Genomic DNA, 23,460 nt, shown 5'->3' on the forward strand with positions numbered 1-23,460 from the left:
CTATTTTCCGCAAACTCGGCTGATTAAAAGTCGAGATCCAATCCAGCCAAGGTATCTTCGTCTTCTTTTGAAAAGATTGACTTTTGGGCGGCTTTTTTGGCTTCATCGCGTAGTTCAACGCGTTCCATCACCTTAAAGAATGGCCAGTAGAGTGCAACCGCCAAAACCAGTTGCAAGGCGTTGGCTAAAATCGTGCGGTAGTCGCCGTTGGTTAAGAAACCTTCCAGGAAAACGCCGACATACGGTGGGTTGAAGATCGGTTTGGCAATCCAGCCCCAATGCATGAAGAACATCGGCAACGTCCCAATGATGGCGCCACCGAAAACGTGCGGAATGAACATAATCGGGTTCAGAATGATCGGCGCGCCGAAAAGAATGGGTTCGTTGATTCCGAACAAAGCCGGGAATAGGGAAATTTTACCGATTTTCCGATACCGTTTACTCTTGGACAACATGCAGGCAACCACGCAGCCGATCGAGATGCCGCAGCCGGTAAAACCGAAGAAGCTGGAAACCGCGCCGGCTGTGTAAAAATGGGGAATGGCTTCGCCGGCGTTCATCGCGGCAATATTTTCGGCGATGAAGGTCACCATAATCGGACTGGTGATTGGCGAGAAAACCGATGAGTGGATACCGAAGAAAAAGACGGTACAGATCGCAAAGTTCAGGGCTAAGACGGCCCACGGATTATCCATACTGCCGACCAGTGGCGCCAAGAAGCGGGTCAAAATGCTTGGCGGCAACTCGCCAGCGATGTTTAAGAATGCAAACCGACCGGCAATGAACGCGCCACCGGTAATGAGCGTGACCGGAATCAGCTCAAATGAACGAGATACGAAATCCGGCACTCCTTCAGGCATTTTGATTGTCAGATGGTGCGTTTTGCACCAGTGATACAGTTCCACCGTCAGCAAAGCGACCAACATCCCGGTGAACAGTCCGCGAGCGCCAAGGTTGGCGACATCTAATTGGCCGGCTTTGTTGAAGGTAGCGACCATCATCAAAAAGGCAAAGCCAGACAAGGTGACGCATCCAGGAATATAGAGCTTGTAATGATTACCGAGGTTGTAGGCAATGGACAAACAGGCATATAGCCCGATCATGCCAATGGACAGCTTGACCGGTAAATCAAACAGTGCGGCGTTGCTAGTAATGAACTGCGAAACAGCATTCTTAGGTCCGAGCATATTTGGCAATGCCGGAATGATGGTGAAAATACTGCCGAGAATGGTAAAAGGCGTCATCGCCACCATCCCGGCCTTAATTGCACTTAGGTGGCGTTGATTATCCACCTTGTGCGCAATCGGCATGAAAAAACGATTCATAAACGCTTCAAACTTGTTAAACATCGCGGGTTTTACTCCTCTCCTTCGCCAGGGGCGCGTTATCGTAAGTCTTAACCAGCGTGCTTCTTCTGGTATTTGGCATGCGTTACCAGCGCCAGTTTCATCACAGTCGCACCATCCATCTGACCGTAAACATCCTTGTCGATCACAGCATACGGGATGTGCCGCGGTTCGCAGATTTCGCTAATGTAGCCGGTTTTGTGACCGATTTGCGGTCCAACCAAAACGAGGTCATAGTTATCGATTTCGTCCTCCAGGCCATCAACGGGGATGGCGTTGAAGTGAAAATCAGCTTCATTCAGCTTGCGGCTGTCTTTCACAACCTTGGCCATATTTTGCATCAACATATTGGTGGAAAAGCCACCGGCACAGCATAAAAGAATTCGCATTTGGAAGTTCCTCCTATTTTTGAGTGTTGGGAATTGGCATAACAATTTTGTTGTTTTGAAATATGTTTATTGAGCTGGTTTACGTTCTGCTCTCGAAGATTTCTATTAATGTCTCAATCAAGTCCCGGGCCAACTGACTGGTCATGTAGTGGTCTTGGGCGTGGACCATGAGTAAATTGACGGGTTCGGGTGTCTGATCGGGGTCAAATTCTCGACTGATCATGGCGGTTTGGGCGTTGTGAGCGGCGACATCAATTTCTTTAGACTCCGCCAGCAAATTGCGCGCGCGGTCAAAGTCGCGTGTTTTCACCGCTGCCAACGCTTCGAATGCTTTGGTTTTACTTTCGCCGGCGTTCGCAATGAGTTGCATGATTTCAAGTTCTTGGGTGGTTGCCATAAAACGCTCCTTTAAAATGCCAGCAGTGGTAAGGCGGCTGGCAGGATTTTTTCATCAGGGATTAGGACGACTGGAAGCCGCCATCAATGGTGCTAAAAAGTGTGGGCAGCTTCGACCAGTTGCAATGACATTTGCCGGCACATGGCAGCATACAAGGCCACCATGTGATCAACATCGGCTGCTTGGGCGAGCGATTGGGCACAGTGGCCATAGCGGCATGGCAAAATAGTCACGACTGTCGGAATGCCAGCGCCGACTTTATGCGCCTCACCGCCATCGGTACCACCGCCATTAAACATGTCCAGTTGCAGTGGCAGGGAAGCCGCAGCTGCGGTCTCCTTGACGAATTGTTGCAGTTGCCGATTCGGCGCTAAGGTGCGGTCAAAGTGCGTGAGGATCGGCCCCTTACCGACTTGACGCTGATTCACTTCGCTGCGCTCGCGGGGATGCTGAAAAGTCGCGACATCCACAATGAAAGCCAGATCCGGTTGAATCAGTTGGGTGGCGGTTTTGGCACCGCGAATGCCGACTTCTTCACTGCTGGTCGCGGCAAAATGCAGCGTGAACGGCAGCTCTTCATCGGCAAGCTCTGTCAAAAGCCGCGCACCGACATAACAACCGAGACGATCGTCCAATGCCTTACCGCCAAAAACACCTTTCGTAGCATATTCGCTGAATTCAGTCGCAAAGGTGACCATGTCGCCGATGTTAATGCCCAACGCGGATACTTCATCAGCCGAATTGGCGCCGACATCGCACAACACTTGATCAAAGGCGGGCAGCGATTCATCGCGAATGACCATTCCCGGCAGCTTTTCTCCGGAAGCCGTCGTGACCCGAACGCTTTGCCAGTGGCTGGCGGCGGGTTTAACCCCGCCGACAACCATCAAGCGTAAGAGGCCTTCAGGTGTGATTGTCCGGACCATATAGCCGACCTCATCCATGTGGCCATAAATCATGATTGAAAACTGCGGCTTGGCAGCTCTTTTGGTAAAAATCAAGCTGCCAAGGCCATCCGTCTGGGTAGCAAAGCCATGCGGTGCTAAATAATGGCGTAAAACGTTGCGCACTTCGCCTTCGTTGGCAGCGATAGCGTCGGCATTGCTTAACGCAGCCATTAGTTGTAAATCCATGTTGATTCCGCTCCTTCCAGCGCTGTGCGCAAGATTTGGTGAAATGAGGAAAATTCGGTTTGGTGAACTAGTTTGTTAATGACGTCCGGCTTTTGCATTAAGGCCGCCAGTTGCATGGTTAACGTACGATGCAATGGGAGTTGATCCTGCTTCAAGGCGATTAGCCAGACAAGATGCACCGGCCGGGCCGTGTTCGTAGCGCTATTTGGCAAAAGAATAACGGCCACTGCATTTTTCTTGGCATTGAATGACAAAGGATGCGGAATCGCGATGCCATTGTCATAGATGGTCGGCAGAAAATCCTCCCGCTGAAGTACCGAAGCCGCATAGTTCGCCTGTTCGCAATACTCGGCCATCGTTGCGGTGACGGTGGTCAGTAAGCTGCGATAGTCAGTTGGCGTTGACTGTTGGAAAAATAGCGATGGGACCAGCAAGTCAGCTAGTGACGCTGTCGCATTGTGGCGAGAGGCGACCGATAATTCGTGACGCAAATGCGCAAAGTCCAGATCCGAAGCGACTTCGTCAATCCGGATCACCGGACAGTCAAACGATTCGTTTAAGGCAGTTACCGTAAACAACAAGTCCGGTGATAGCTCGTGAATCGCAGTTAACTCGTTAAGTCCGAATGTCTGAATCATGGCTTCGGGGAAAATCCGCCGTAAGCGTAAGCACAAAAGCGTCGCAATCCCGCCGCCGGTACCGCACACGACCGCAATTCGGTAGCCGCCGCGGCTCCATTTTTCATGCGCCTGCTCTAGCGGTACCAACAGGTGGGTTGTGAGGTAGCCGATTTCGGTTTTGGGCACATCAATTTGATATTCCTGACTTAACCATTGCGCGAATTGGACTGCCCAGTTAAACGCGATCGGGTAATCCCGCGCCAATGGTTCCAGATTCAGGCCCGCCAGACTTTGGTGCTCCTGCAGCCGGCCAATCAAGGCCAAGACGTGGAAGTACATGAGTGACAGGAATTCCGGATGCGTGGCGAAGTTTGTCTCATGGCGCTCGTCTAATGCCGTGAAGTAAGCCTGAAGTTTAGCTTTCAGTCGATCATGATCCAGCTGGGTCGTCAGTTGTTTGCGTTTTGCCGCAAAACTGACGATTAAAAATTCCCAGGCTTCTGTCCCCAAACGGATGTCGGTCACCACGTCTGCAAATGGTGCATCGTCAGGCGCAGGTTGTGGTTGCGGGCCGGTGACAGCCAACGACCAGCCGATTTCACTGGCAAACTGGGCGGCTACCGGCGGATCCAGTCCTAGTGGTTGCACTTGTTGCGTGAGTGCCGAGTGGCGAGGCGGCAACCCATATTGTTGCAAGGCCAGAATCCGACTTTGCCAGTGGCAGCACAACCGCACCCCATAATGTGCTTTGCGTTCTAAGGTCAGCGGCGTGCCGACAAGTAACTTATCCAGCTCCCGTAAATCACGTTGCAACTGCTTAGGACTGATTTCCTGGGTTTCTGCCAGCGTGGCGACCGTGAGATATTGCGTCGTTGTCAGTAAAAGACGCAACAGCTCCGGGATCCTTTTGGCGGGCATCTGCGGTTGCGCTTGCTGCTTCATGGCGGCTAAATAATTCGCCAGAAGTTGCGAATCTGTCACCTGGAGTTGATAACCGCGACCACGTTGAAAGCAAATCTGAAAACCGGTCGCATCACGATTCAATAACCGTAAATCATTTTGCAATGTTCGCCGCGAAACCCCAATCGTCTCGGCCAAAGCCGCTGCGGACATCGCACCGTTTGCTTGTAGTGCCTGAATAATCATGTGTTCACGCAAGTAAGTTCCCCCAATCCGTAAGCGCTTTCAACGATAATGCTATTATGCAGGAAATGAGCGACTGCCAAAAGCCCCACTTTTGCAAATTGGCATGGCAAAAATGGCGGGGTTGTGGCAGTCGCTTAGAAAGTGAGCGAAAGGTTTGCTCAGTTATAGACACTCAGTGCTTTTTAGTTGATTTGTCCTTATATACGTCATATAATAATTTTGACGTATATAAGGACAAAAAAGGCGGACGAACATGAACGACATTAAAGGGCTTGACGCGCTGTTGAAAAAGTATCACACCTTTGTCAGTGGTACGGCACGCCGTTATGGCATTTCCTCATCGATGCTTAAAAATGCTGTCAATATCGGTCGTATCTCGCGTGAAGAGCGTGGCGTTTACGTCGAAGATGGTTATACGTGGGATGACTTTGCGGTTCTGTCTCAACGATATACTAAAGGCATCTTCGCGTTGGATACGGCCTTATTTTTGCATGGCCTAACCGATCAGCTCCCTGACCGATTTATCATGGCTTTTCCGCATGGATACCGGAATCCTCGTTTAGCGGAACATGGGGTTGTGCCAATTTATTATGTCTCTGACCGGTATTTTCCAGGGATTACAACTGTCGAAACTCCAAACATGGGAATCGTACCAGTTTACTCGGTAGAAAGAACAATTCTTGAATTTTGGGAGCGCGCAGATGTAGCGCCATATATGCGCAAAGAAGCCATTAACAATTATATGTATGAATATGGCAACAGTGTTGAGTCGTATCGTAAACTCAAGGAACTCAAGGAACAACTATATCCCAGGAGTGATATTTTTAAGTTGATGGAGGTTCTTAACTGATGGACCCTTACGCAAATCTGTCCCCTCAGAAGATTGCCAATACATTGGTGAGCATGTTAAATCAAGCTTAATCTGATGAAACTGTGCTAGATTAGTGGACTTTATTGAAAATTAGATTAGATTGAATCAAAAACGTTATTTCCAAAGTAAAGACGACCAGCTTCTCACAGAACTGCATATACTTGCAATCCGAGAAAAGTTGGTCGTCTTCGTTTCGATTAAAACATGTGATTTTAGGACAGAAACCAGCGTCGCCAGCCGCAAAATCATCGCGAGGGTCATGCTGCATGGCTCTTTAAGCCACCGTCCCATCAGCGTTTAACTGTGCCATATGAATCAACGTTTTGGCAATTTTACCCATGGCTTCTGTGGAAACAACCTCATAAGGACCGTGGAAATTGATGCCACCATTGAACAGGTTAGGTGTCGGGATACCTTGATAAGTAATTTTTGAACCGTCTGTCCCACCGCGGAACGGAACGGTTTTAGGTGTGAGTCCGGCCGCCTTGATCCCAGCTTCAGCTAAGCGGAGCGGGTAAGGATCCTTGTTGATGATGTCGGCCATGTTGTAGTACTGGTCGTACATGGACACTTTCAAACGTGGGTGGTCAAATTGCGCATTGAGTTCGTCAATAACTTTTTTAAAGTAGGCTTTGCGGGCCTCGAATTGTTGGTGATCGAAGTCGCGAATAATGTAAGTTAGTTGGGCTTCGCTGATTTCGCCATGAAACTTCAAGAGCAAGAAGTAGCCTTCATGACCGGCACTGAATTCCGGACGGTCAAAAGCGGGCAAGGCAGCGTCGAGCTGGCGCCCAAGCGTGTTGGCATTCACCATCAGTCCCTTGGCTTCCCCCGGATGAACTGAGGTGCCTTCAATTGTCACCGTGGCTTGCGCAGCGTTGAAGGTTTCATATTCAATTTGCCCCGGATCGCCGTTATCCAGTGTGTAGGCAAAATCAGTCGCAAAACCCTTGGCGTCAAATTTATCAGCACCGACACCGATCTCCTCGTCCGGTCCAAAACCAAACTTGATGAGGCCATGTTTAATTTCCGGATGAGCCAGCAAATACCGCGCCGTCGCAACCGCACCGGCGATGCCAGCTTTGTCATCAACGCCTAACAAAGTTGTGCCATCGCTGGTAATAAGCGTTTGACCAAAATACTGTTTCAACGCTGGAAACTGCTCAACGGTCAACCGCAACCCATTAGCAAATTCAATCGGGCTGCCATCGTAGTGCGGATGGACTTGAGGCTGCACGTTTTCGGCATTGTAATCCGCCGTGTCCAAATGAGCGATGATGCCAAAACTTTTGACCGGCTTGTCGGTGTTAGCCGGCAATGTGGCCGTTACGAAACCGTTTTTTGCATTTAAGCCGACATCCTGTAGCCCTAAGTCTTGCAACTGCTGGACCAGTAACTTGGCCAATTCTGTTTGGCCCGGCGTCGAGGGGGTCGTGTCGCGTCCCGGATAAGAGCGGGTGTTAATTTTTGCATAACGGATAAAGTCTGCCTGTATTTGCGCTAAATCAAGGTCAATCGTCAATGAGAATCCCTGCCTTTTCGATGAGAAAAATATTAACATTGCATTGCAATCAGTTTGAATCTGGCTTAGTATTTTGTCAATAGCGCAATTTGAGAATTACTTGGAGGGATACATATGTTTAGGTCAAAAAAATGGCTTTTGGCGTTGCCATCTGCCGCACTCGTCCTTTTGGCCGCCGGTTGCTCATCAAGCAGCAGTGGTCAAAGTGGGCAATCAAGTACCAATCAAACGCTCAATTGGTCAGAAACATCTGCAATTGTGACGAATGATCCTTCACAATCAACGGATACCGTTTCTTTTCAGGTCCTGAACAACACGCAGGAAGGAATTTACCGGTTAACCGACAAAGGGCAAAAGCCACAGTTGGCACTGGCTAAAAAGGTCACGACCAGTAAAGATGGCATGACTTACCACGTCACCTTGCGCAATGCCAAATGGAGCAATGGCGATCCAATTAGGGCGCAGGACTTCGTGTATAGTTGGCAACGCACCGTGGATCCTAAGACCAAAGCCACCGACGCATTCTACTTTGCGCCAGTGAAAAATGCCACGGCCATCACCAAAGGCACTAAGCCGGCATCCGATCTTGGCATCAAAGCCACCGATAGCCACCATTTGACCATCACGTTGGAAAATCCGACCGCTTACTTCAAGAAGCTGTTGGCGTTCCCGCTGTATTATCCGCAGAATCAAAAAGTGGTTGAAAAATATGGAAAAAAGTATGGCACTTCGGCAACCACACAGGTTTACAGTGGTCCGTTCAAGTTGACGAAGTGGAATGGTACCGGTGATAGCTGGACACTTGCCAAAAATCCGCAGTACTGGGATAAGAAGCACGTTAAACTGGCTAAGGTTAACGAAACGGTCATCAAGGATGTCCAAACCGGGATGAACCTTTATCAAACCAAGAAGTTGGATTCAATCGTGTTGACCGGCGAGCAGGCCGCCGCCCATCTTAATGACAAAGATGCGATTAAGCGATTGTCTTCCAATATGACCCGGGTCGATCTGAATCAAAAGCAAGTTCCGGCATTTAAGAATCTCAAAGTGCGTCAAGCCTTTTCCATGATGATTAACCGCACTGCGCTGACCAAGAATGTTTTGAAAGATGGCTCCAAGCCGGCGCTGGGCTTCATTCCAGTCGGGCTGCACACCAATCAAAAAACCAGCGCAGATTTTGCCAAGACAACGCAGGTGAAAAGTGCGGTGGCGTATGACAAAACCAAGGCCAAGAAGTTGTTTGAAGAAGGCATGAAAGAATCGGGCCAGAGTCAGCTGAACTTAACGCTGCTGGCCGATGATACGGATGTTTCCAAGCAAGTTGCCGAATACCTGCAAGGTGCGTTTGAAAATCTGCCGCATGTCAAAGTGACGATCAAGAGCATTCCGAAGGCACAACGGCTGCAAGCCATGAACGCCGGCAACTATGACATGGTGGTGACGGGGTGGCAGTCGATTTTCGCTGACGCCTACAACTTCCTGGACGTCTGGATCAGCGACTCCAGTTACAATTCATCCGGCTACAAAGATGCCAAGTTGGATCAGTTGCTAAGCGAAACCGAAACCAAGTACGGCAACGATCCGCAAAAGCGCTGGACCATGTTGCAAGACGCTGAAAAGATCTTGATGAAGGATCAAGGCACTTTGCCGCTTTATCAAGCTGATAACCTGCAGTTGTTGCGGTCAAACGTAAAGGGATTGTCATTCAATCCTAACGGGACACCGTATGACTTCAAGACGGCTTATCTGAAGTGATCATTAAGTGAAAATAAACAGCCCATCATGCTGTGCACGTAGAAACGGTGCGGCATGATGGGCTGTTTGGCATGCTATGAGACCAGCAGCTACATTCTTCGAAAGAAGGTAATGACTTTGGTTTTAGAACCTTAGTACGTCACAATCCTAAAGAAAGGAGTAGCATTTTTGTCCGTAAAGGATGCACTTGAGCTGATGCTCCAGTTTGGCAGTTTCATTCTTGCCCTACTGGCATTAGTCATCGTGCTAACCGAACGGGACCGCAAAAAATAGCCGTCACGCCTGGCAAGCGAATTGCCGACTATTTTTTGCTAGTCTAATATGAGCTGCCGTTAAATGGCATTCCAAGGGGCTTGGTGTTTACGCACCGAGCCCTTTATACGTTTTCATTATATCATGCAGATTCCAAATGTGCTACAGCAGCGCTTTAAGCTTTTAAAAATATTCGAGAAGAATCAAATAATAACAATTAGTATTTTAAAAAGCATTAACAACGTCAACTAAGCACATGTTACAATAAATTCAGAATGCTACGCGACGGCAGCTACACCATCTGAAAGAGGGTGATCGCTATGGTTTTAGAACTGTAGTACCTCACAATCCTGAAGAAAGGAGTAGCCTTGTGCCAGTCAAAGACGCACTTGACTTGATGCTTCAGTTCGGCAGTTTCATTCTTGCCCTACTGGCGGTAGTCATTGTGCTAATTGACAGGAATAACACAAAATAGCCGTCTCGCCCAGGTAGCGAGTTGACGGCTATTTTGTAGTCTTAAACGAGCTGCTGTTAAATAGCATTCCAAAGGGCTTGGTGCTAGCACACCAGGCCCTTTGCACGTTTTTATTATATCATGCAGATTTCGAATCTGCTACACTAACGTTTTGAAATGAACTTGAATTGTCAAATGAGGTGCAACAATGAAGACCAAGATAAAGAAGTAGTTTCTTTCTTGCTTTATTAGCGTTAGTCATTGTGCTAATTGACAGGAATAACACAAAATAGCCGCCCTGCACAGCTAGCGAGTTGACGGCTATTTTTAGCTTTAAATGAGCTGCTGTTAAATAGCATTCCAGAGAGCTTGGTGTTCCCGCACCAGGCTCTTTGTACGTTTTTATTATATCATGCGAATTTCGAATCCACTATGGCAACGTTTTAAAAGTAATATTTGAGCCGCCTAAAATCAGTTTGTCCGTTTGGCAATCTGCGGACATCAAAGACTTTGGTAATTAGCTAATAGGACCGGCGTATAGGCGATCACTGTATCTGAGCAAACTTTAGTCGTTGCACCGTTAAGGCGATTCGATTCCTTTGGTGTGAGTTTAAGCGCTTTGAGCAAGCAGGAAGGCGCCGATTGCACCGGCATTATCCGCCAGATCGATCGGTACGATGTAGCTGTCAAGCGGCGGGACGGTCACATAATCGTTCAACAACCGGTTAAACTGGTTACGGATTTTAGGGAAAAGCTGTTGCTGGTGCATGACGCCGCCACCGAAGACAATCTTCTCTGGGGCAACGGTCAGGGTCAGGTCGACACATGCCTGGGCGAGGTAGTAAGCCTCTAAATCCCAGGCAGGATGATCGGCCGGCAGATCCTTGGCGGGTTTGCCCCAATGTTTCTGGAGCGCCGGTCCGCTGGTCATACCTTCCAGACAGTCGCCGTGAAATGGGCAATTACCAGCAAATGTGTCGTCTGGGTGGCGGCGCAGTATGATGTGTCCCGCCTCAGGATGACTGTAGCCCTGCAGTAGCTGACCGTTCTGCACAATGCCCGCACCGACGCCAGTGCCAACAGTCCAGTAGACGAGGTCATCCAAGCCTTTGCCGGCGCCGGCCTTGAGTTCGCCGTATGCTGCGGCATTGACATCGGTGGTGAAAGCAAACTTGGTGTCAGGAAAATGTTTCTGTAAGGTACCGAGAATGTCAAAAAATTGCCATCCGGCTTTAGGGGTCTTGGTAATGTAACCGTATTGATCCGACTTACGATTGACGTCAATTGGGCCAAATGAAGCAAGACCGATCCGGTCCGCGGGGTGCGCCTTGAAATAACCGATCACTTGGGCGATGGTCTCGTCCGGCGTTGTCGTCGGAAAAGTTTCCTGGTCGATGATGTCGATACCGTTTTCTGAGATGGCACACACAAACTTTGTGCCGCCAGCTTCGATTGCTCCGAGCATGAGAGTGAACTCCTTTCAACGATGGTACAGAGATGGTTTTTTTGGTGCCGAGTCTTTGAGGCGTTCTTGAACGGTGAATGGTTAAACTTCAAAGAATGGGTGAAAAATGAAGTGACTGGGCGGTCGGCGTTACAGGTCAGTTGCCACGGCGTTGTCACTGCTGCGTGCGGTCAGCGCGACGAGGTGGTCGCCGGGCTTGACCGTTGGCGTCGTGACTGGTTCGACACTGGCATAGGCATTCGTGTTGGTGATAACGATCATGACGGTGGGGTCATAGCCGGCATTGGCAATGGCTTGGTAATCGAAGGTTCCCAGCAGGTCACCAGTGTTCACATGGTCGCCTTGGCTGACCTTGCTGGTGAAATACTGGCCTTTGAGGTCGACGGTATCGATGCCAAGGTGGATGAGCACCTCAGCACCGTCATCAGCCTTAATGCCATAAGCGTGGTGAGTTGGATAGGCGACGGTTACCGTGCCGGTGACTGGTGAATGAACCTCATCGCTAGCGGGTTTGATGGCGATTCCTTTGCCCATGATCTCAGCTGAAAAGACCTTGTCGTTAACCTGCGTGATTGGTTCGGTGGTGCCGGCGACTGGGGCGGCAATGACGGTATCTGCTTGTGTTTCTTCACCGGTGGTCGGATCCACGGGTGTTTCTTCGGGTTCATTTTTCAAAACGCGTTTGGCAACGATGAAAGTCATGACGAAGGAGGTCACCAAACTAATGACTGCGGCCAGCAGAAAGGCCACAATGGATTTCGGCGCGATCGAGATGAAGCCAAGAACGCCGGCGCTGCCCATCGCCCAGGCAAGAACGTGGAAGAGGCCGAGAATGGCGCTGGCAATACCAGAAGCGATCGCGGCACAATAGAATGGGAAGCGCAGTTTCAAGTTGACCCCGAATATCGCCGGTTCGGTGATTCCGAGTAAGGCGGAGATGCTGGAGCTCGAAGCCAGAGCACGCTGCTTGCTGTCCTTTGAAGCGAAGAACACAGCCGCCGCCGCGCCACCTTGAGCAATATTAGCCATTGATGCGACTGGGAAAATGAAGGAACCGCCAGTCGTTGCCTTGGCAGCAATGAGCGTGGTCTCAATCGCTGGGAAGGTCTGATGCAGCCCGGTGACGACAATTGCAGAGTAGAAGACCCCGAATATTGCCATGCCAAACCAACCAGTCGCATTATACAAGCCAACCAGACCATTCGTCAGAAAATCAGAAACGGCTCGCAGTACGGGACCGACGACCACAAAGGTCAGAAAACCGGTGACGATGATCGACAGCAGCGGTGTAAAGGTGAAGTCGACCGCACCCTTGAGGTGTTTGTGCAGGAACTTCTCGATCGTCGCCAGCAAAAATGCGACCCCGAGAACGGGCAGAACCTGACCTTGATAGCCAGCTTGAGCCACATGTAACCCGAAGATGTTCCAATAGGTCATTTTCCCAGCGGCAGTGACGGCGGCCACTTGGTAACCGTTAACCAAGGTCGGCAGAACCATGATCATCCCAATGGTGGCGCCAAGGTACTGGTTGCCGCCAAAGCGCTTGGTTGCTGAGAAGCCCAGTAGGATTGGCAGGAAGGTGAATGGGGCGCTGGCCATAGTGTTAACCATGTCAGCCAGTCCCTTCAGATTCGGCACCGCCTGTACGACTGACCGGCTCATGAACAAACCCGGTGAGCTCAAAACGTTGTACAACGCCATCAGCAACCCGCCGGCGACCAACGCCGGCACGATCGGAATAAAGATGTCCGATAGCATCTTCAGGAAACTGGTGAAGGGATTCGGTTTGCCGGCGGTGGCTGCGATCTTCTTGATGTCGTCTGTGGTGGCTTCCTTTAGGCCGGTAATGCCAATCAAGGCGTCATAAACCTTATCGACATCGCCGGGACCGATGATGATCTGAAACTGGCCGCCAGTTTCGAACGTGCCTTTCACATCGGGATCATCGTCCAGCGCCTTCTGGTTGATCGCCTTGCTGTCTTTAAGAACAAGGCGCAGCCGGGTCGCACAATGGGCAGCGGCCTGGATGTTATCTTTGCCAATATCTTGCAAGATCCGTTTGGCAACGTCAGCATGTTTCATAAAAGGTCCTCCTCAGGGAAGCGGTTAATGGGTAAAAAAACAATATCAGTTTTGCGACGGTTAAAATATAAAGCGCTTTCGACAAATTGTCAAGCGTTTGACAATTTAATTCTTTATTGTTGAGAGACTTCATTAGGATTAGCGTTTTAAAAATGTTTTTCGATTGACAATCAACCGCTTTCAGTTATGATAAAGCTAATCGTGACAAACAGATTAGGGCGCAATGACACCGCACAAGGATGGCAGAAAAATGCACCGACCAGATGGAACACAGCGATGCGTTATCGCCTCAGCCCAAGCTGCGATCACCAACGCCGATGCCGTCAGTATGTGTCAAGCGTGGAATCTAAAAAGGGGTAATACCAAACTATGACCGTTAAACTTGAAGATGTCGCCAAATTGGCTGGAGTGTCGCCGACCACGGTTTCCCGCGTGATCAATAATTACGGTGCCATCAGTGATAAAACGAAAAAGGCGGTTCATGCCGCCATGAATCAACTGAATTATCGGCCGAATACTTTGGCTCGCTCGCTACAGGGCAAGTCACCGCATCTCATTGGATTGATCTTCTACGACGTCAGTCACCCATTCTTCGGTGAGCTGGTCTCCCGACTCGAGAATCTGCTGTTCGAGCGCGGGTATAAGGCAATCTTATGCAACAGCGCCAATGATCCGGAAAAGGAGCGCGAGTACCTGCGCCTGCTGGCAGCCAATCAGGTCGACGGTATCATTGCCGGAGCGCACAATGAAAATATTCCGGAATATAAAGCGTACCGGCTACCGATCGTCAGCTTTGATCGCAATCTGGCTCCGACCATTCCGATCGTCAGTTCCGACAATGCCCAGGGTGGGCGCTTGGCCGCATCGGTCTTGTCAGCCAATGGCGTGCAAGCCCCGCTAATCATCACCGGTAAGGAATTGCCGAATTCACCGACAAATGCTCGGTCACAAGGTTTTCACGATTACTTTGCTGCCCATGGAATCGAACCCGCGACCGTGGCGATCCCGTTTGAGACTGCCGCGGCCATTCGCCGCACGGAGATTCAGCACTTATTGGCCGGTGGGCAGTATGACGGAATTTTCTGCACCGATGATCTGACCGCCATGCAGATCCATCAGCTGGCCTTGGCTATGGGCATCCGCGTTCCGGATGACCTAAAACTGATCGGCTATGACGGCACTCGCTTCATTCAAAATTATTACCCAGCGCTGACAACGATTGTTCAACCGTTGGACGACATCTCAAAACTGCTAGTCGACCTGTTACTGACAAGGATCAACGATCACAAGGCTGACCTAGACCCGAATTATTTGCTGCCAGTGAGCCTGCATCAAGGCATCACGGCGTAAAGTGCACCATCACTGGGTTCGGTATTTTTTGTTACCAAGCAGGCTTGACCAAGAAGTTGGCGCTATTCATCAGTTCTTTCCTGTAGCGCTTCCAAATAAAAAGTGATATACTGCCGTTACAATCGAATAGAAACATTTGGGGTGCTGTAAAAGCTGAGATGATACCCATGGAACCTGATGCAGTTAGTACTGTCGCAGGGAAATGTCGTTAAGATCAATCGTTTTTTGATGATTATTTGTGATTTCATGGACCCCGCCGATGATTTGGTGACGGGTCCTTTTTGGTTGAGCGCGAACAGGAGCGCTTAGAAATCGGAGTGTAAGTGGCCTTGAAGTCCAAATGGCTGGGCTTTGGCCATTTGGGCTTCAAGGTCCTTACACGTAGATTTCTGCGACTGCGAACGCGTTATAGAGCGCGGACGCCGGTCTGAGCCATTGCGGTCTGAGGTCCTTACACGCAGGCTTCTGCGCCAGGGAGCGCGTTATGGTGAGCCACCGCGCTTTTTAACTTGGCAGGTGAGCCAACATGAGACACAAGTAAGCTTCGAAATGATGGATTGATCGTGCTTGGCCCCCGTTTGTCTTTATTTGAAGAAATGGGGGTTATTTTTATGGACAAATGGTCGTTGCGCGATGTTGTCTTGTTGGCATTTTTGGCCTTTCTGTTTGGCGGCGTCTTTATGGGTGCCGATGCGATTTACGCGTTGTTAGCAGCGGCATTGACGCCAATTGGTTATGCGCCGTTTGCTAATGAGATTTTGTTTGGCATGTGGGTAATGGCAGCACCGATGACCGCCATGTTGCTGAAAAAGAAAGGCAGCTCGATTTTAGGTGAATGTTTGGCGGCGCTGGCGGAGATGCTTTATGGTTCCTACTTTGGCCCCGCTGTGTTGCTGTCCGGTTTTGTTCAAGGCTTGGGTAGTGAGGCAGGTTTCATCGTGACCCGTTATCGGCGCTATGACACAGTGAGTCTGCTTTTGGCCGCGGTTGGTACGACGGTTTTTAGTTTTACCTATGAGTACTTCAAGCTGGGTTATGGCGCTTACAGTCTTGGCATGATTCTGGCATTGGTGACGGTGCGGTTGCTGTCGGTTATTTTCTTCGGCGTTGTTTTGGTTCAACTGGTGATGAAACTTTATGAACAGGCCGCTGGTGCCAAGCGACTGGCTGGCAGGTCGTAAATGATGGGAATTGAACTACGAAAATTGCGATTTCAGCGGGATGGCCCATTGTTTGACGGTCTCGATTTCGAATTTACGACGGGCGCAATGACCGTTCTGACCGGCGACAGTGGCAGTGGTAAGTCGACCTTGCTCAACTTGATTGCCGGATTTGCACCACTGACTTATGAAGGCACGATCTTGGTGGATGGGCAGGATAATCGCAACGCGTCTATGCAAACGAAAGCAAGCCGAGTGGGAATGCTGTTTCAGAATCCTGATCAGCAATTTACCATGCGAACCTTACGCGGTGAACTCAACTTTGCTCTGGAAAATCTCGACTTGCCGGCTGATGTGATGGCGAAACAAATCCGGCAGGCGGTGGCGCTAGGTGAAACCGATGACTTTTTGGATCGGGACTTACAGACACTTTCCGGTGGTGAAAAGCAGCGCGCGGCGTTAACGGTTTTGCTAGCCATGGATGCGCCGGTTTTGTTGCTAGATGAGCCGTTTGCCAGCATCGATCCGGCTAGTCGGCAGCAACTCATTACCAAGTTGGGTAAATTACGCGATGCGGGGAAAACCATTATCATTGCCGATCACGACTTGAGCGATTACGCCGGCGTTGCCGATGAGCTTGTGTCGTTGGAAAAGGGACAGCTGACCCGCTTGCCGCTGACGACACTCACCACAATCCCGACTCATTTTCATTTAACGCAAACCGATGCAGGCACGACACCCTTGCTTCACCTTGATCAGGTAGTTTGTGCCCAGAATCGCCGGGTATTGATCCGCGCGGCTGACTGGCATTTTAATACCGGCATCACGACCCTGACTGGCGCTAATGGCAGCGGGAAATCGACGTTGTTGCGCGCCATGGTGCAACTGCATCCTTACCGAGGGCGCATGTTTCTCGGTGAACGGCGCTTGCGGCGCAGACAGCGATTGTTCCAGACGATGACGCTGGCGGTGCAAGATGCCACGAAGCAATTTGTAACGCTGACGCCGGCGGATGAATTAAAGTTCGGCGCTCCGTTCACGGCGGAAGTTCGCGAACGCCAACAAGCGGCCCTCGACTATCTGGGATTGACGGATAAGCAAACCGGCAGCCTGTATCACTTGAGCGACGGGCAAAAGAAAATGATTCAATTGATTGCCATGTTGAGCTTGGACCGGGCCTTTTTACTGCTAGACGAGCCGTTCAGCGGGTTGGATGAGCGCGCGTGTGCCTTTTTCACCGCGTGGATTAAGGAAAAAGCAGCTGAGGAAGCCTTCTTGATTGTGACGCATCGGCTTGCTCCGTTGGCGGGTGTGAGTCAACAGCATGTTCAACTGGCCGATCAACACTTGGCGGTGCTTGGGGAGTGAAACGATGTTGCCAAAAAAGACGAATGCGCTGAATCTGAGTTTGCTGATACTGCTTTTGACGCTTGAAATATCGTTCAGTCATTCGGTGAAACTTGACTTGGCGTTGATAGGCTTAGCTACTGGCTTTCTGCTGTGGCGACGTGCATTTAAAAGCCTAGTTGTTTTAGCGTTGCTTCCGCTGATACCCGCGGCGAGCACTTACTGGGCAATCACCTTACACGGTACGGATACGTCCTACGCGTTGTTACTGTTTGTGCGAACTTATGCTTTCACCGCGCTGGGCTTGGTGTTTCTGATCGGCGTTGATCTCGAGGCATTGCTCCTGTGGCTGGAACAACACAAGCTATCGCCTAATTTTGTCTACGGTCTGCTGGTTGTCATCCACGCCTTGCCGCAAATCATGCATGAGGTCGCGGCGATTCGCGAAGCCAGTCTATTGCGCGGGCAAAAGCTGCATCCGTGGTCACCCATGATTTACGTCAAAGTGATTTTTGTCGCCATGTCGTGGCAAGACCAGTACGTCAAAGCCATGTACGCCCATGGTTATACCGAAGGCGCCAAACGAAACGTGCGCCGCGCGATCATTAGCTCACGCCGCGGCTTGGTGGCGGCAGCGGCACTGTTTCTGTTGTTGAATATCTTGGTTCGATAGCTTTTGTCATGATCATGAAGCGAAAATCCCGCGATGCTGACGAAAACATTGATTAATGAGAGGATGAAAAATGAAATTTTCAGAACTTGCACGGCAACAGGTCGTGCCTTATTGGGAAGGGAGTCTGTCGCATCCGTTTCTGACTGAGTTACAGGATGGGACGCTTGATCCGACGATTTTCCGATTTTACCTGATTCAGGATGCGTATTATTTGAAACACTTTAGCCATTTGTACGAATTAATTGCGGAGCAGGCTCAAGAACCTGAATTAAAAGCCTATGCTGAGCAATCTGCGGCTGGCTTGGCAGCAGGTGAATTGGCAGTGCGGCAGGATTTTTTTGAAACCTTGGCGATTACTGATGACGAAGTAGCGGCGACGGCGATTGCCCCGACAGCGTACCATTACGTTTCGCACATGTACCGCCAGTTAGTCGAAGGCACGACGCATGTTGCGATTGCGGGGATGCTGCCGTGTCCATGGCTTTATCAGGAAGTCGGGCAATATTTGGCCCAGCGCCAGTCACCGGTGCCGATTTACCAGCGCTGGATCGAAACCTATAGCGGCGATGAAAATGCTGACGACCAGAAGGCAGCAGTCGCACTGGTTGATCGGCTTTACGAGCATAGTACGCCAGCCGAACAGCAACAGATGATCGCCGCTTTTAAGATTAGTTCACAAATGGAATACAGTTTTTGGGAGATGGCCTATCGCTTGGAAGCATGGCCGAAGGGGAGGATCGCCGATGGGGCAAAACCGCGTTAAACGGCTGGCTATGTTAGCCATGATGATTGCACTGGATGTTGTGTTGTCGCCGTTGTTTCGGATTGAAGGGATGGCACCGATGTCGAGCGTGGTCAACGTGGTCGCGGCCGTTGTGATGGGACCGCTATACGCCACGGTGATGGCCTTTGCCTGCGCCATTTTACGGATGACGCTGCTAGGCATTCCGCCACTGGCCTTAACCGGGGCGGTTTTCGGGGCATTTTTAGCCGGCGTTGGTTATCGCTTTGGCCGGAAAAATTGGTGGGCCGCTGCTGGCGAGATTTTGGGCACCGGGTTGATCGGTTCACTGTTGTCGTATCCGGTGATGGTTTGGTTCACCGGCAGCAGTCAGTCCCTTTACTGGTTTGTATACACGCCACGGTTCTTCGGCGGATCCATTTCTGGCTCGCTCATTGCGTTAATTGTCTTATATGAACTAGACCGCAACGGCTTTATGAACCGGTTGCAAAAAATCTTTTGAGCGTGAGCCGGCGCCAGCGAGCGCATTATCGTCAACCAAAATAGGAGGAGCAAAACCCATGACACAATCAATTACCGAAGTATTCGCAGATGCATTTAAAACTACTTTTCCCTTGAAGTCGTCGCCACTGGTAGACTGCATCACCAATCCCGTGACGATCGAATCGATGGCCAATGCGCTGTTGTATATCGATGCCAAGCCGGTGATGGCTGATCTCCCGGAAGAGTTTCCGGAACTTTTTACCCAAATTGACGCGCTATTGCTGAATTTGGGCCACATTTCGCCTGAACGCAAAGATAGTCTGTTGGCGGCGGGACGTTATGCCGCAGAAACGCATAAGCCGGCTGTGGTGGATCTTGTCGGGGTGGCAGCGACACAATTGCGCTACGACATCGGCCAGCAGTTACTGCAAAATCACCCGAATGTGGTCAAAGGCAATATTTCCGAAGTGCGCCGTTTTGCTGGGTTGAAAAGTACCGGCCGCGGCGTTGATGGTAGTCAGCTGGATCAGAGTGTGACGGCGCTTGCCGAATTAACGAAGGCCTTGCAGGAACTGACCGAGCGATTCCCGAACACGACATTTTTGGCAACGGGGGAGACGGATTTAGTTGTCAGTGAGAAAGGTCAATGGCGCTTGGAAAATGGGGTGCCGCAACTGGATCGGTTTACCGGTACCGGCGATATTGTCGGTGCCTTGACTGCGGCGTTGCTGGGCATCGGCCTGTCAAACGATGAAGCGGTCGTTTTAACCGTGAGCTATTTCAACTGCTGCGCTGAGGTGGCCGCGGCCCAAAATACGGCAGGCGGCATCGCTTCGTTCAGGGAAAAGACGTTGGATCAATTGTCGTTGTTGGCTGATCAAGCAGATTGGGTGCAAATGGTGAAAGGAGAAGCTCTATGAAACCAGAAGACCTCAAACTTTATTTAGTGACACATCGCTATGACGAGTCGCAGGCAGCGTTTTTAGCCAAGATTACCGCGGCGTGTGAAAATGGCGTCACCATGGTGCAGTTGCGTGAGAAGCAGCTGAAAACCCGCGATTATTATGCGTTGGCCGAGAAAGTTAAGGCGATCACTGACCACCATCACATTCCGCTGATGATTGATGATCGCGTGGACATTGCCTTGGCGGTTGATGCAGCAGGTGTGCACATTGGCGATGACGAATTGCCGGTAGCGGTGACGCGCAAGTTGATTGGACCGGATAAAATTCTGGGGGTTTCGACCAAGACGCTGGCCACGGCAACGGCTGCTGCTGCGGACGGCGCGGATTATCTCGGTGTCGGGGCGATTTTCCCAACGCCAACCAAGCCGGACTCGCCGGTACTTAGCATCGAAACGCTCAAGACCATCGCGGCATCCGTGCCGATTCCGGTAGTGGCAATTGGCGGCATTAAAGAAAGTAACCTCGACACCTTCAAAAATACAGGCATTGCCGGCGTGGCGATTGTCAGTGAAATCATGCAGGCGCCCGACACGGCCCAGAAAGTTCGCGCAATCAACCAGAAATTGAAAGAGGTGTTGTGACATGGGTAGCGTCAATCGCACCCCTCAAGTCGTGACCATTGCCGGATCGGATTCCGGCGGCGGTGCCGGCATGCAGGCCGATCTGAAGACGTTTCAGGCCCGCCATGTTTTTGGAATGAACATTGTGGTGGCACTCACGGCGCAGAACACGTACGGCGTTCAGGCTAGCTTGCCGATTCCCACCTACTTTATTGATGCGCAGTTTCAGTCACTAGATGCGGATTTTGCTATTAAAGCCGCCAAAACCGGGATGCTTGCTGACAGTGAACATGTTGAAGCGGTCGTCCACAATCTGCAGCAAGTCGACTTCGGACCGCTAATCGTCGATCCCGTCATGGTTGCCAAGGGTGGGGCGACGCTGCTTGAACCAGAGGCCGTTGCAACGATCAAAAGTAAGCTACTACCACTAGCCGATGTGGTGACGCCTAACTTGCCGGAAGCTGAGATCATCGTGGGACGGCCGATAAAAACGAATGCCGACACGATCACAGCGGCGCAGACCATTCAGCAGCTCGGCGTCAAAAATGTCATCATCAAAGGTGGCCATCGCAGCGAAGATGAGCAGGCGGCCGACTATATTTTGCTTGAGGATGGCAGCAGTTTTTGGCTCAGCGCGCCACGAATCGCCACGGCCAATACCCACGGCACCGGCGACACGTTCTCGGCATGCATTGCCGCGGAATTAGCCAAGGGTCAGCCATTAAAAAGTGCCATCGTAACGGCTAAAGCCTTCCTTCAAGGTGCCATCAGCCAAGGTATTTTCGTTGGTCATGGCCACGGACCGACCAATCACTGGGCGAAGTTAAGCGATAAAGTGCGCATGAGTGAGACTAGGTAATTTTTAGTATCAACGATGAACCATCATCTAGGAAGTTAAGGGTGATGGTTCATTTTTTATGTCGTCAAAATTTTTGGTATGGGAAAAAAGTTTCACACACATGACTTAAAAAATCACGAACTTTGGACGTTGGCTGTTGTGCAACAGTTCGAATTTGCTAACGAGACACTGGGTTAATTAAGATGATTAAACTAGCTATTTTGCACCGCTAACGATATGGGTACACTTTTAACTTTCAGGTGTAGCAGAAGAACACGTCAATAAAGTTAACCATGCTCACATTCTCCTATTTTGTTTCATAAAAATCGGATTCTTTTAATTGACAGCGCTTCCAGAATCGCGTTAAGCTTGACTCGCAAAGTTAAGTAAAACGTTTTACCTAAAGATGCAGGCAGGGTCGTGGATGTTATGAAGAAAAAGGTCTCAATTACTGATGTCGCCAAAGAAACTGGGCTTTCGGTGACAACTGTTTCGCAAATTTTGAATGGCAAAGGTGCACGGTTCAGCGAAGCGTCACGAAAACGGGTACTGGCCGCTAAGGAGGCACTGGGCTATGAACCGGATTTATTTGCTCGTGGTTTAGTCGGCAAGCGCGGCAACTCAATCGGCGTGGTAATCCCGGACATGATGAACCCCTTCTTCGCCAGCTTTGTGGTCAGTGTCGAAAAGGCGGCGATCCCCCGTGGCTTGTTTCCGCAGATCTTTTCCATCAACGGGTTCCATGAAAATGTTGATTATTTTATTCGTCAGTTTCTTGGCGGGACGCAGCGGGGATTGATTTTGGCCGCACCAGAGGCTTCGCAGGAAATTGTTCAAAAAGTGGGGCATCAACTTAGTCTGCCAATGGTGTTTACGGATCAGGCGACCACGTTGATGACTGGCGATAGCATTCGGATTGACGAGCGCCATGCAGGTTTTTTGGTTGCGGATCATTTGCTGCAGCTGGGGCATCGGCGAATTGCACTGGTGTTGCCGGAACGGCTAACCATCAACTTGCAGGATCGCCTTGCCGGGTATCAGCAAGCCTTTGCGACCCATGGCGTTACTTTTGATCAAGCGTTGGTTTTTCGTAGCAGCTTCGATCCGGAAGGTGGACGGCAGGCAGTCGCGCAAATTGTCAAAACCGACGCCACGGCGATTATCGCGATTAATGATGATGTTGCCAGCGGCGTATACCGCGGTTTGTACGAGCAGCACAAACGGATTCCGGAAGATTACGCGGTTGTCGGCTTCGATGATGTCACGCAAGCCCGGTTCATGACCCCAGGCTTAACCACGTTGGCGCAACCGATTGACCAACTGGGCCAGCAAGCCGTTGAGCTGCTGGTGGCGCAGATGAGTGGTGAACATAATACGCGCAATGCCGTTGAACTGCCGGTGAAGCTGATTAAGCGTGGATCGACGCGGCCAGTGTAACCGCACCAGTTTGAGTTCATAAACTTTTAGGAGGCGTTTATCTTGAAAAAAGGACCTGTCATTAACACAGAACTGTCACAGGTTATCGCGGACATGGGGCATTTTGACTTGCTCGGCATTGGCGACGCTGGGATGCCAGTGCCAGAGGATGTCTGGAAAATCGACCTCGCCGTTAGTAAAAATCTACCAAGTTTCATTGCTGTTTTAGAGAATGTCCTCGCCGAATTGCAAATTCAAAAAGTGTATCTGGCCGAGGAAATCAAAGAACAAAATCCAACCCAACTGGCGCAAATTCAAGCGCGTATTCAGGTTCCGATTGTTTTCATGCCACATGAGCAGATGAAAAAAGATCTCAGCAAGACCAAGGCTTTTGTTCGCACAGGGGAAATGACGCCTTATTCGAATATTTTGCTAGAGAGCGGCGTCACATTTTAGAGAGCGTGAGCAGGAGCACGTAGATTCCTGCGACTGTG

23 protein-coding genes and 1 riboswitch are annotated in these 23,460 nt (G+C 50.4%); of the genes, 15 read left to right on the top strand and 8 right to left on the bottom strand.

Annotated features, from left to right (window positions below):
* Positions 1 to 23: 23 nt before the first annotated feature.
* From LACSTY_RS01500 to LACSTY_RS01520, 5 genes are all read right to left on the bottom strand, one after another.
* Complete coding sequence (locus LACSTY_RS01500) at positions 24 to 1,349, bottom strand: PTS sugar transporter subunit IIC (protein WP_047107718.1); 1,326 nt, start codon at positions 1,347 to 1,349, stop codon at positions 24 to 26.
* Positions 1,350 to 1,396: 47 nt separating this feature from the next.
* The gene (locus tag LACSTY_RS01505; RefSeq protein WP_087911433.1) at positions 1,397 to 1,735 is read right to left on the bottom strand and encodes a PTS sugar transporter subunit IIB; all 339 of its coding nucleotides are present in this window, start codon (positions 1,733 to 1,735) and stop codon (positions 1,397 to 1,399) included.
* A 79-nt stretch (positions 1,736 to 1,814) separates the two neighbouring features.
* Positions 1,815 to 2,132, bottom strand: a complete 318-nt coding sequence (locus LACSTY_RS01510; RefSeq protein WP_087911434.1) for a PTS lactose/cellobiose transporter subunit IIA — start codon at positions 2,130 to 2,132, stop codon at positions 1,815 to 1,817.
* A gap of 92 nt (positions 2,133 to 2,224) precedes the next feature.
* Positions 2,225 to 3,265, bottom strand: a complete 1,041-nt coding sequence (locus LACSTY_RS01515; protein WP_087911435.1) for a M20/M25/M40 family metallo-hydrolase — start codon at positions 3,263 to 3,265, stop codon at positions 2,225 to 2,227.
* Positions 3,250 to 5,043, bottom strand: a complete 1,794-nt coding sequence (locus tag LACSTY_RS01520; protein WP_087911436.1) for a BglG family transcription antiterminator — start codon at positions 5,041 to 5,043, stop codon at positions 3,250 to 3,252. The genes LACSTY_RS01515 and LACSTY_RS01520 overlap by 16 nt, the downstream gene beginning before the upstream one ends.
* Positions 5,044 to 5,284: 241 nt before the next feature.
* Between LACSTY_RS01520 and LACSTY_RS01525 the strand changes: the two genes are divergently transcribed.
* Complete coding sequence (locus LACSTY_RS01525) at positions 5,285 to 5,881, top strand: type IV toxin-antitoxin system AbiEi family antitoxin domain-containing protein (RefSeq protein ID WP_087911437.1); 597 nt, start codon at positions 5,285 to 5,287, stop codon at positions 5,879 to 5,881.
* A gap of 295 nt (positions 5,882 to 6,176) precedes the next feature.
* On the opposite strand, the gene pepT is transcribed toward LACSTY_RS01525, so the two are convergent.
* On the bottom strand, positions 6,177 to 7,424 hold the full coding sequence (gene pepT, locus LACSTY_RS01530) for a peptidase T (protein ID WP_087911439.1): 1,248 nt from the start codon (positions 7,422 to 7,424) through the stop codon (positions 6,177 to 6,179).
* Positions 7,425 to 7,538: 114 nt separating this feature from the next.
* On the opposite strand from pepT, the gene LACSTY_RS01535 reads away from it, so the two are divergent.
* From LACSTY_RS01535 to LACSTY_RS14685, 3 genes are all read left to right on the top strand, one after another.
* Complete coding sequence (locus LACSTY_RS01535; RefSeq protein ID WP_087911440.1) at positions 7,539 to 9,179, top strand: peptide ABC transporter substrate-binding protein; 1,641 nt, start codon at positions 7,539 to 7,541, stop codon at positions 9,177 to 9,179.
* 168 nt (positions 9,180 to 9,347) lie between these two features.
* Complete coding sequence (locus LACSTY_RS01540; protein WP_049170534.1) at positions 9,348 to 9,452, top strand: putative holin-like toxin; 105 nt, start codon at positions 9,348 to 9,350, stop codon at positions 9,450 to 9,452.
* Between the two features lie 349 nt (positions 9,453 to 9,801).
* Positions 9,802 to 9,906: a putative holin-like toxin gene (locus tag LACSTY_RS14685; protein ID WP_225362710.1), complete on the top strand. Its 105-nt coding sequence runs from the start codon at positions 9,802 to 9,804 to the stop codon at positions 9,904 to 9,906.
* 589 nt (positions 9,907 to 10,495) lie between these two features.
* On the opposite strand, the gene LACSTY_RS01545 is transcribed toward LACSTY_RS14685, so the two are convergent.
* Both LACSTY_RS01545 and LACSTY_RS01550 read right to left on the bottom strand, forming a co-directional pair.
* Positions 10,496 to 11,350 carry an ROK family protein gene (locus LACSTY_RS01545; protein ID WP_087911443.1) on the bottom strand — a complete coding sequence of 285 codons (855 nt, stop codon included), beginning with the start codon at positions 11,348 to 11,350 and terminating at the stop codon, positions 10,496 to 10,498.
* A gap of 129 nt (positions 11,351 to 11,479) precedes the next feature.
* The gene (locus tag LACSTY_RS01550) at positions 11,480 to 13,432 is read right to left on the bottom strand and encodes a sucrose-specific PTS transporter subunit IIBC (protein ID WP_087911444.1); all 1,953 of its coding nucleotides are present in this window, start codon (positions 13,430 to 13,432) and stop codon (positions 11,480 to 11,482) included.
* A gap of 369 nt (positions 13,433 to 13,801) precedes the next feature.
* Between LACSTY_RS01550 and LACSTY_RS01555 the strand changes: the two genes are divergently transcribed.
* From LACSTY_RS01555 to rbsD, 11 genes are all read left to right on the top strand, one after another.
* Entirely contained in the window at positions 13,802 to 14,782 is a 981-nt protein-coding gene (locus LACSTY_RS01555) for a LacI family DNA-binding transcriptional regulator (RefSeq protein ID WP_087911445.1), read from the top strand.
* A 127-nt stretch (positions 14,783 to 14,909) separates the two neighbouring features.
* A riboswitch (TPP riboswitch) is annotated at positions 14,910 to 15,000 on the top strand.
* A gap of 393 nt (positions 15,001 to 15,393) precedes the next feature.
* Positions 15,394 to 15,963 (top strand): ECF transporter S component, encoded by a 570-nt coding sequence (locus tag LACSTY_RS01560; protein WP_010492788.1) that lies wholly within the window; start codon positions 15,394 to 15,396, stop codon positions 15,961 to 15,963.
* A 3-nt stretch (positions 15,964 to 15,966) separates the two neighbouring features.
* Entirely contained in the window at positions 15,967 to 17,310 is a 1,344-nt protein-coding gene (locus tag LACSTY_RS01565) for an ABC transporter ATP-binding protein (protein WP_087913214.1), read from the top strand.
* A gap of 4 nt (positions 17,311 to 17,314) precedes the next feature.
* Positions 17,315 to 17,962, top strand: coding sequence for an energy-coupling factor transporter transmembrane component T (locus LACSTY_RS01570; RefSeq protein WP_087911446.1), 648 nt, complete (start codon positions 17,315 to 17,317; stop codon positions 17,960 to 17,962).
* A gap of 70 nt (positions 17,963 to 18,032) precedes the next feature.
* Entirely contained in the window at positions 18,033 to 18,725 is a 693-nt protein-coding gene (tenA, locus tag LACSTY_RS01575; RefSeq protein ID WP_087911447.1) for a thiaminase II, read from the top strand.
* Entirely contained in the window at positions 18,706 to 19,206 is a 501-nt protein-coding gene (gene thiW / locus LACSTY_RS01580) for an energy coupling factor transporter S component ThiW (protein WP_087911448.1), read from the top strand. Before tenA ends, thiW begins: the two co-directional genes overlap by 20 nt.
* A gap of 58 nt (positions 19,207 to 19,264) precedes the next feature.
* On the top strand, positions 19,265 to 20,107 hold the full coding sequence (gene thiM, locus LACSTY_RS01585) for a hydroxyethylthiazole kinase (protein WP_087911449.1): 843 nt from the start codon (positions 19,265 to 19,267) through the stop codon (positions 20,105 to 20,107).
* On the top strand, positions 20,104 to 20,733 hold the full coding sequence (thiE, locus tag LACSTY_RS01590) for a thiamine phosphate synthase (protein WP_087911450.1): 630 nt from the start codon (positions 20,104 to 20,106) through the stop codon (positions 20,731 to 20,733). Before thiM ends, thiE begins: the two co-directional genes overlap by 4 nt.
* Before the next feature lies 1 nt (position 20,734).
* Positions 20,735 to 21,571: a bifunctional hydroxymethylpyrimidine kinase/phosphomethylpyrimidine kinase gene (gene thiD / locus LACSTY_RS01595; RefSeq protein WP_087911451.1), complete on the top strand. Its 837-nt coding sequence runs from the start codon at positions 20,735 to 20,737 to the stop codon at positions 21,569 to 21,571.
* 408 nt (positions 21,572 to 21,979) lie between these two features.
* Positions 21,980 to 22,987 (top strand): ribose utilization transcriptional repressor RbsR, encoded by a 1,008-nt coding sequence (gene rbsR, locus LACSTY_RS01600; protein WP_087913215.1) that lies wholly within the window; start codon positions 21,980 to 21,982, stop codon positions 22,985 to 22,987.
* Positions 22,988 to 23,029: 42 nt separating this feature from the next.
* Complete coding sequence (gene rbsD / locus LACSTY_RS01605; RefSeq protein WP_087911452.1) at positions 23,030 to 23,422, top strand: D-ribose pyranase; 393 nt, start codon at positions 23,030 to 23,032, stop codon at positions 23,420 to 23,422.
* Positions 23,423 to 23,460: the final 38 nt, after the last annotated feature.

Origin of the sequence: Lacticaseibacillus styriensis, from assembly GCF_030770295.1 — a bacterium.
GTDB lineage: Bacteria > Bacillota > Bacilli > Lactobacillales > Lactobacillaceae > Lacticaseibacillus > Lacticaseibacillus casei.

Coding starts and splice junctions, on each gene's coding strand:
- LACSTY_RS01500 (WP_047107718.1), bottom strand. CDS start 1,349: ATGTTTAACAAGTTTGAAGCGTTTATGAATCGTTTTTTCATGCCGATT.
- LACSTY_RS01505 (WP_087911433.1), bottom strand. CDS start 1,735: ATGCGAATTCTTTTATGCTGTGCCGGTGGCTTTTCCACCAATATGTTG.
- LACSTY_RS01510 (WP_087911434.1), bottom strand. CDS start 2,132: ATGGCAACCACCCAAGAACTTGAAATCATGCAACTCATTGCGAACGCC.
- LACSTY_RS01515 (WP_087911435.1), bottom strand. CDS start 3,265: ATGGATTTACAACTAATGGCTGCGTTAAGCAATGCCGACGCTATCGCT.
- LACSTY_RS01525 (WP_087911437.1), top strand. CDS start 5,285: ATGAACGACATTAAAGGGCTTGACGCGCTGTTGAAAAAGTATCACACC.
- LACSTY_RS01535 (WP_087911440.1), top strand. CDS start 7,539: ATGTTTAGGTCAAAAAAATGGCTTTTGGCGTTGCCATCTGCCGCACTC.
- LACSTY_RS01545 (WP_087911443.1), bottom strand. CDS start 11,350: ATGCTCGGAGCAATCGAAGCTGGCGGCACAAAGTTTGTGTGTGCCATC.
- LACSTY_RS01550 (WP_087911444.1), bottom strand. CDS start 13,432: ATGAAACATGCTGACGTTGCCAAACGGATCTTGCAAGATATTGGCAAA.
- LACSTY_RS01555 (WP_087911445.1), top strand. CDS start 13,802: ATGACCGTTAAACTTGAAGATGTCGCCAAATTGGCTGGAGTGTCGCCG.
- LACSTY_RS01560 (WP_010492788.1), top strand. CDS start 15,394: ATGGACAAATGGTCGTTGCGCGATGTTGTCTTGTTGGCATTTTTGGCC.
- LACSTY_RS01565 (WP_087913214.1), top strand. CDS start 15,967: ATGGGAATTGAACTACGAAAATTGCGATTTCAGCGGGATGGCCCATTG.
- LACSTY_RS01570 (WP_087911446.1), top strand. CDS start 17,315: ATGTTGCCAAAAAAGACGAATGCGCTGAATCTGAGTTTGCTGATACTG.
- tenA (WP_087911447.1), top strand. CDS start 18,033: ATGAAATTTTCAGAACTTGCACGGCAACAGGTCGTGCCTTATTGGGAA.
- thiW (WP_087911448.1), top strand. CDS start 18,706: ATGGGGCAAAACCGCGTTAAACGGCTGGCTATGTTAGCCATGATGATT.
- thiM (WP_087911449.1), top strand. CDS start 19,265: ATGACACAATCAATTACCGAAGTATTCGCAGATGCATTTAAAACTACT.
- thiE (WP_087911450.1), top strand. CDS start 20,104: ATGAAACCAGAAGACCTCAAACTTTATTTAGTGACACATCGCTATGAC.
- thiD (WP_087911451.1), top strand. CDS start 20,735: ATGGGTAGCGTCAATCGCACCCCTCAAGTCGTGACCATTGCCGGATCG.
- rbsR (WP_087913215.1), top strand. CDS start 21,980: ATGAAGAAAAAGGTCTCAATTACTGATGTCGCCAAAGAAACTGGGCTT.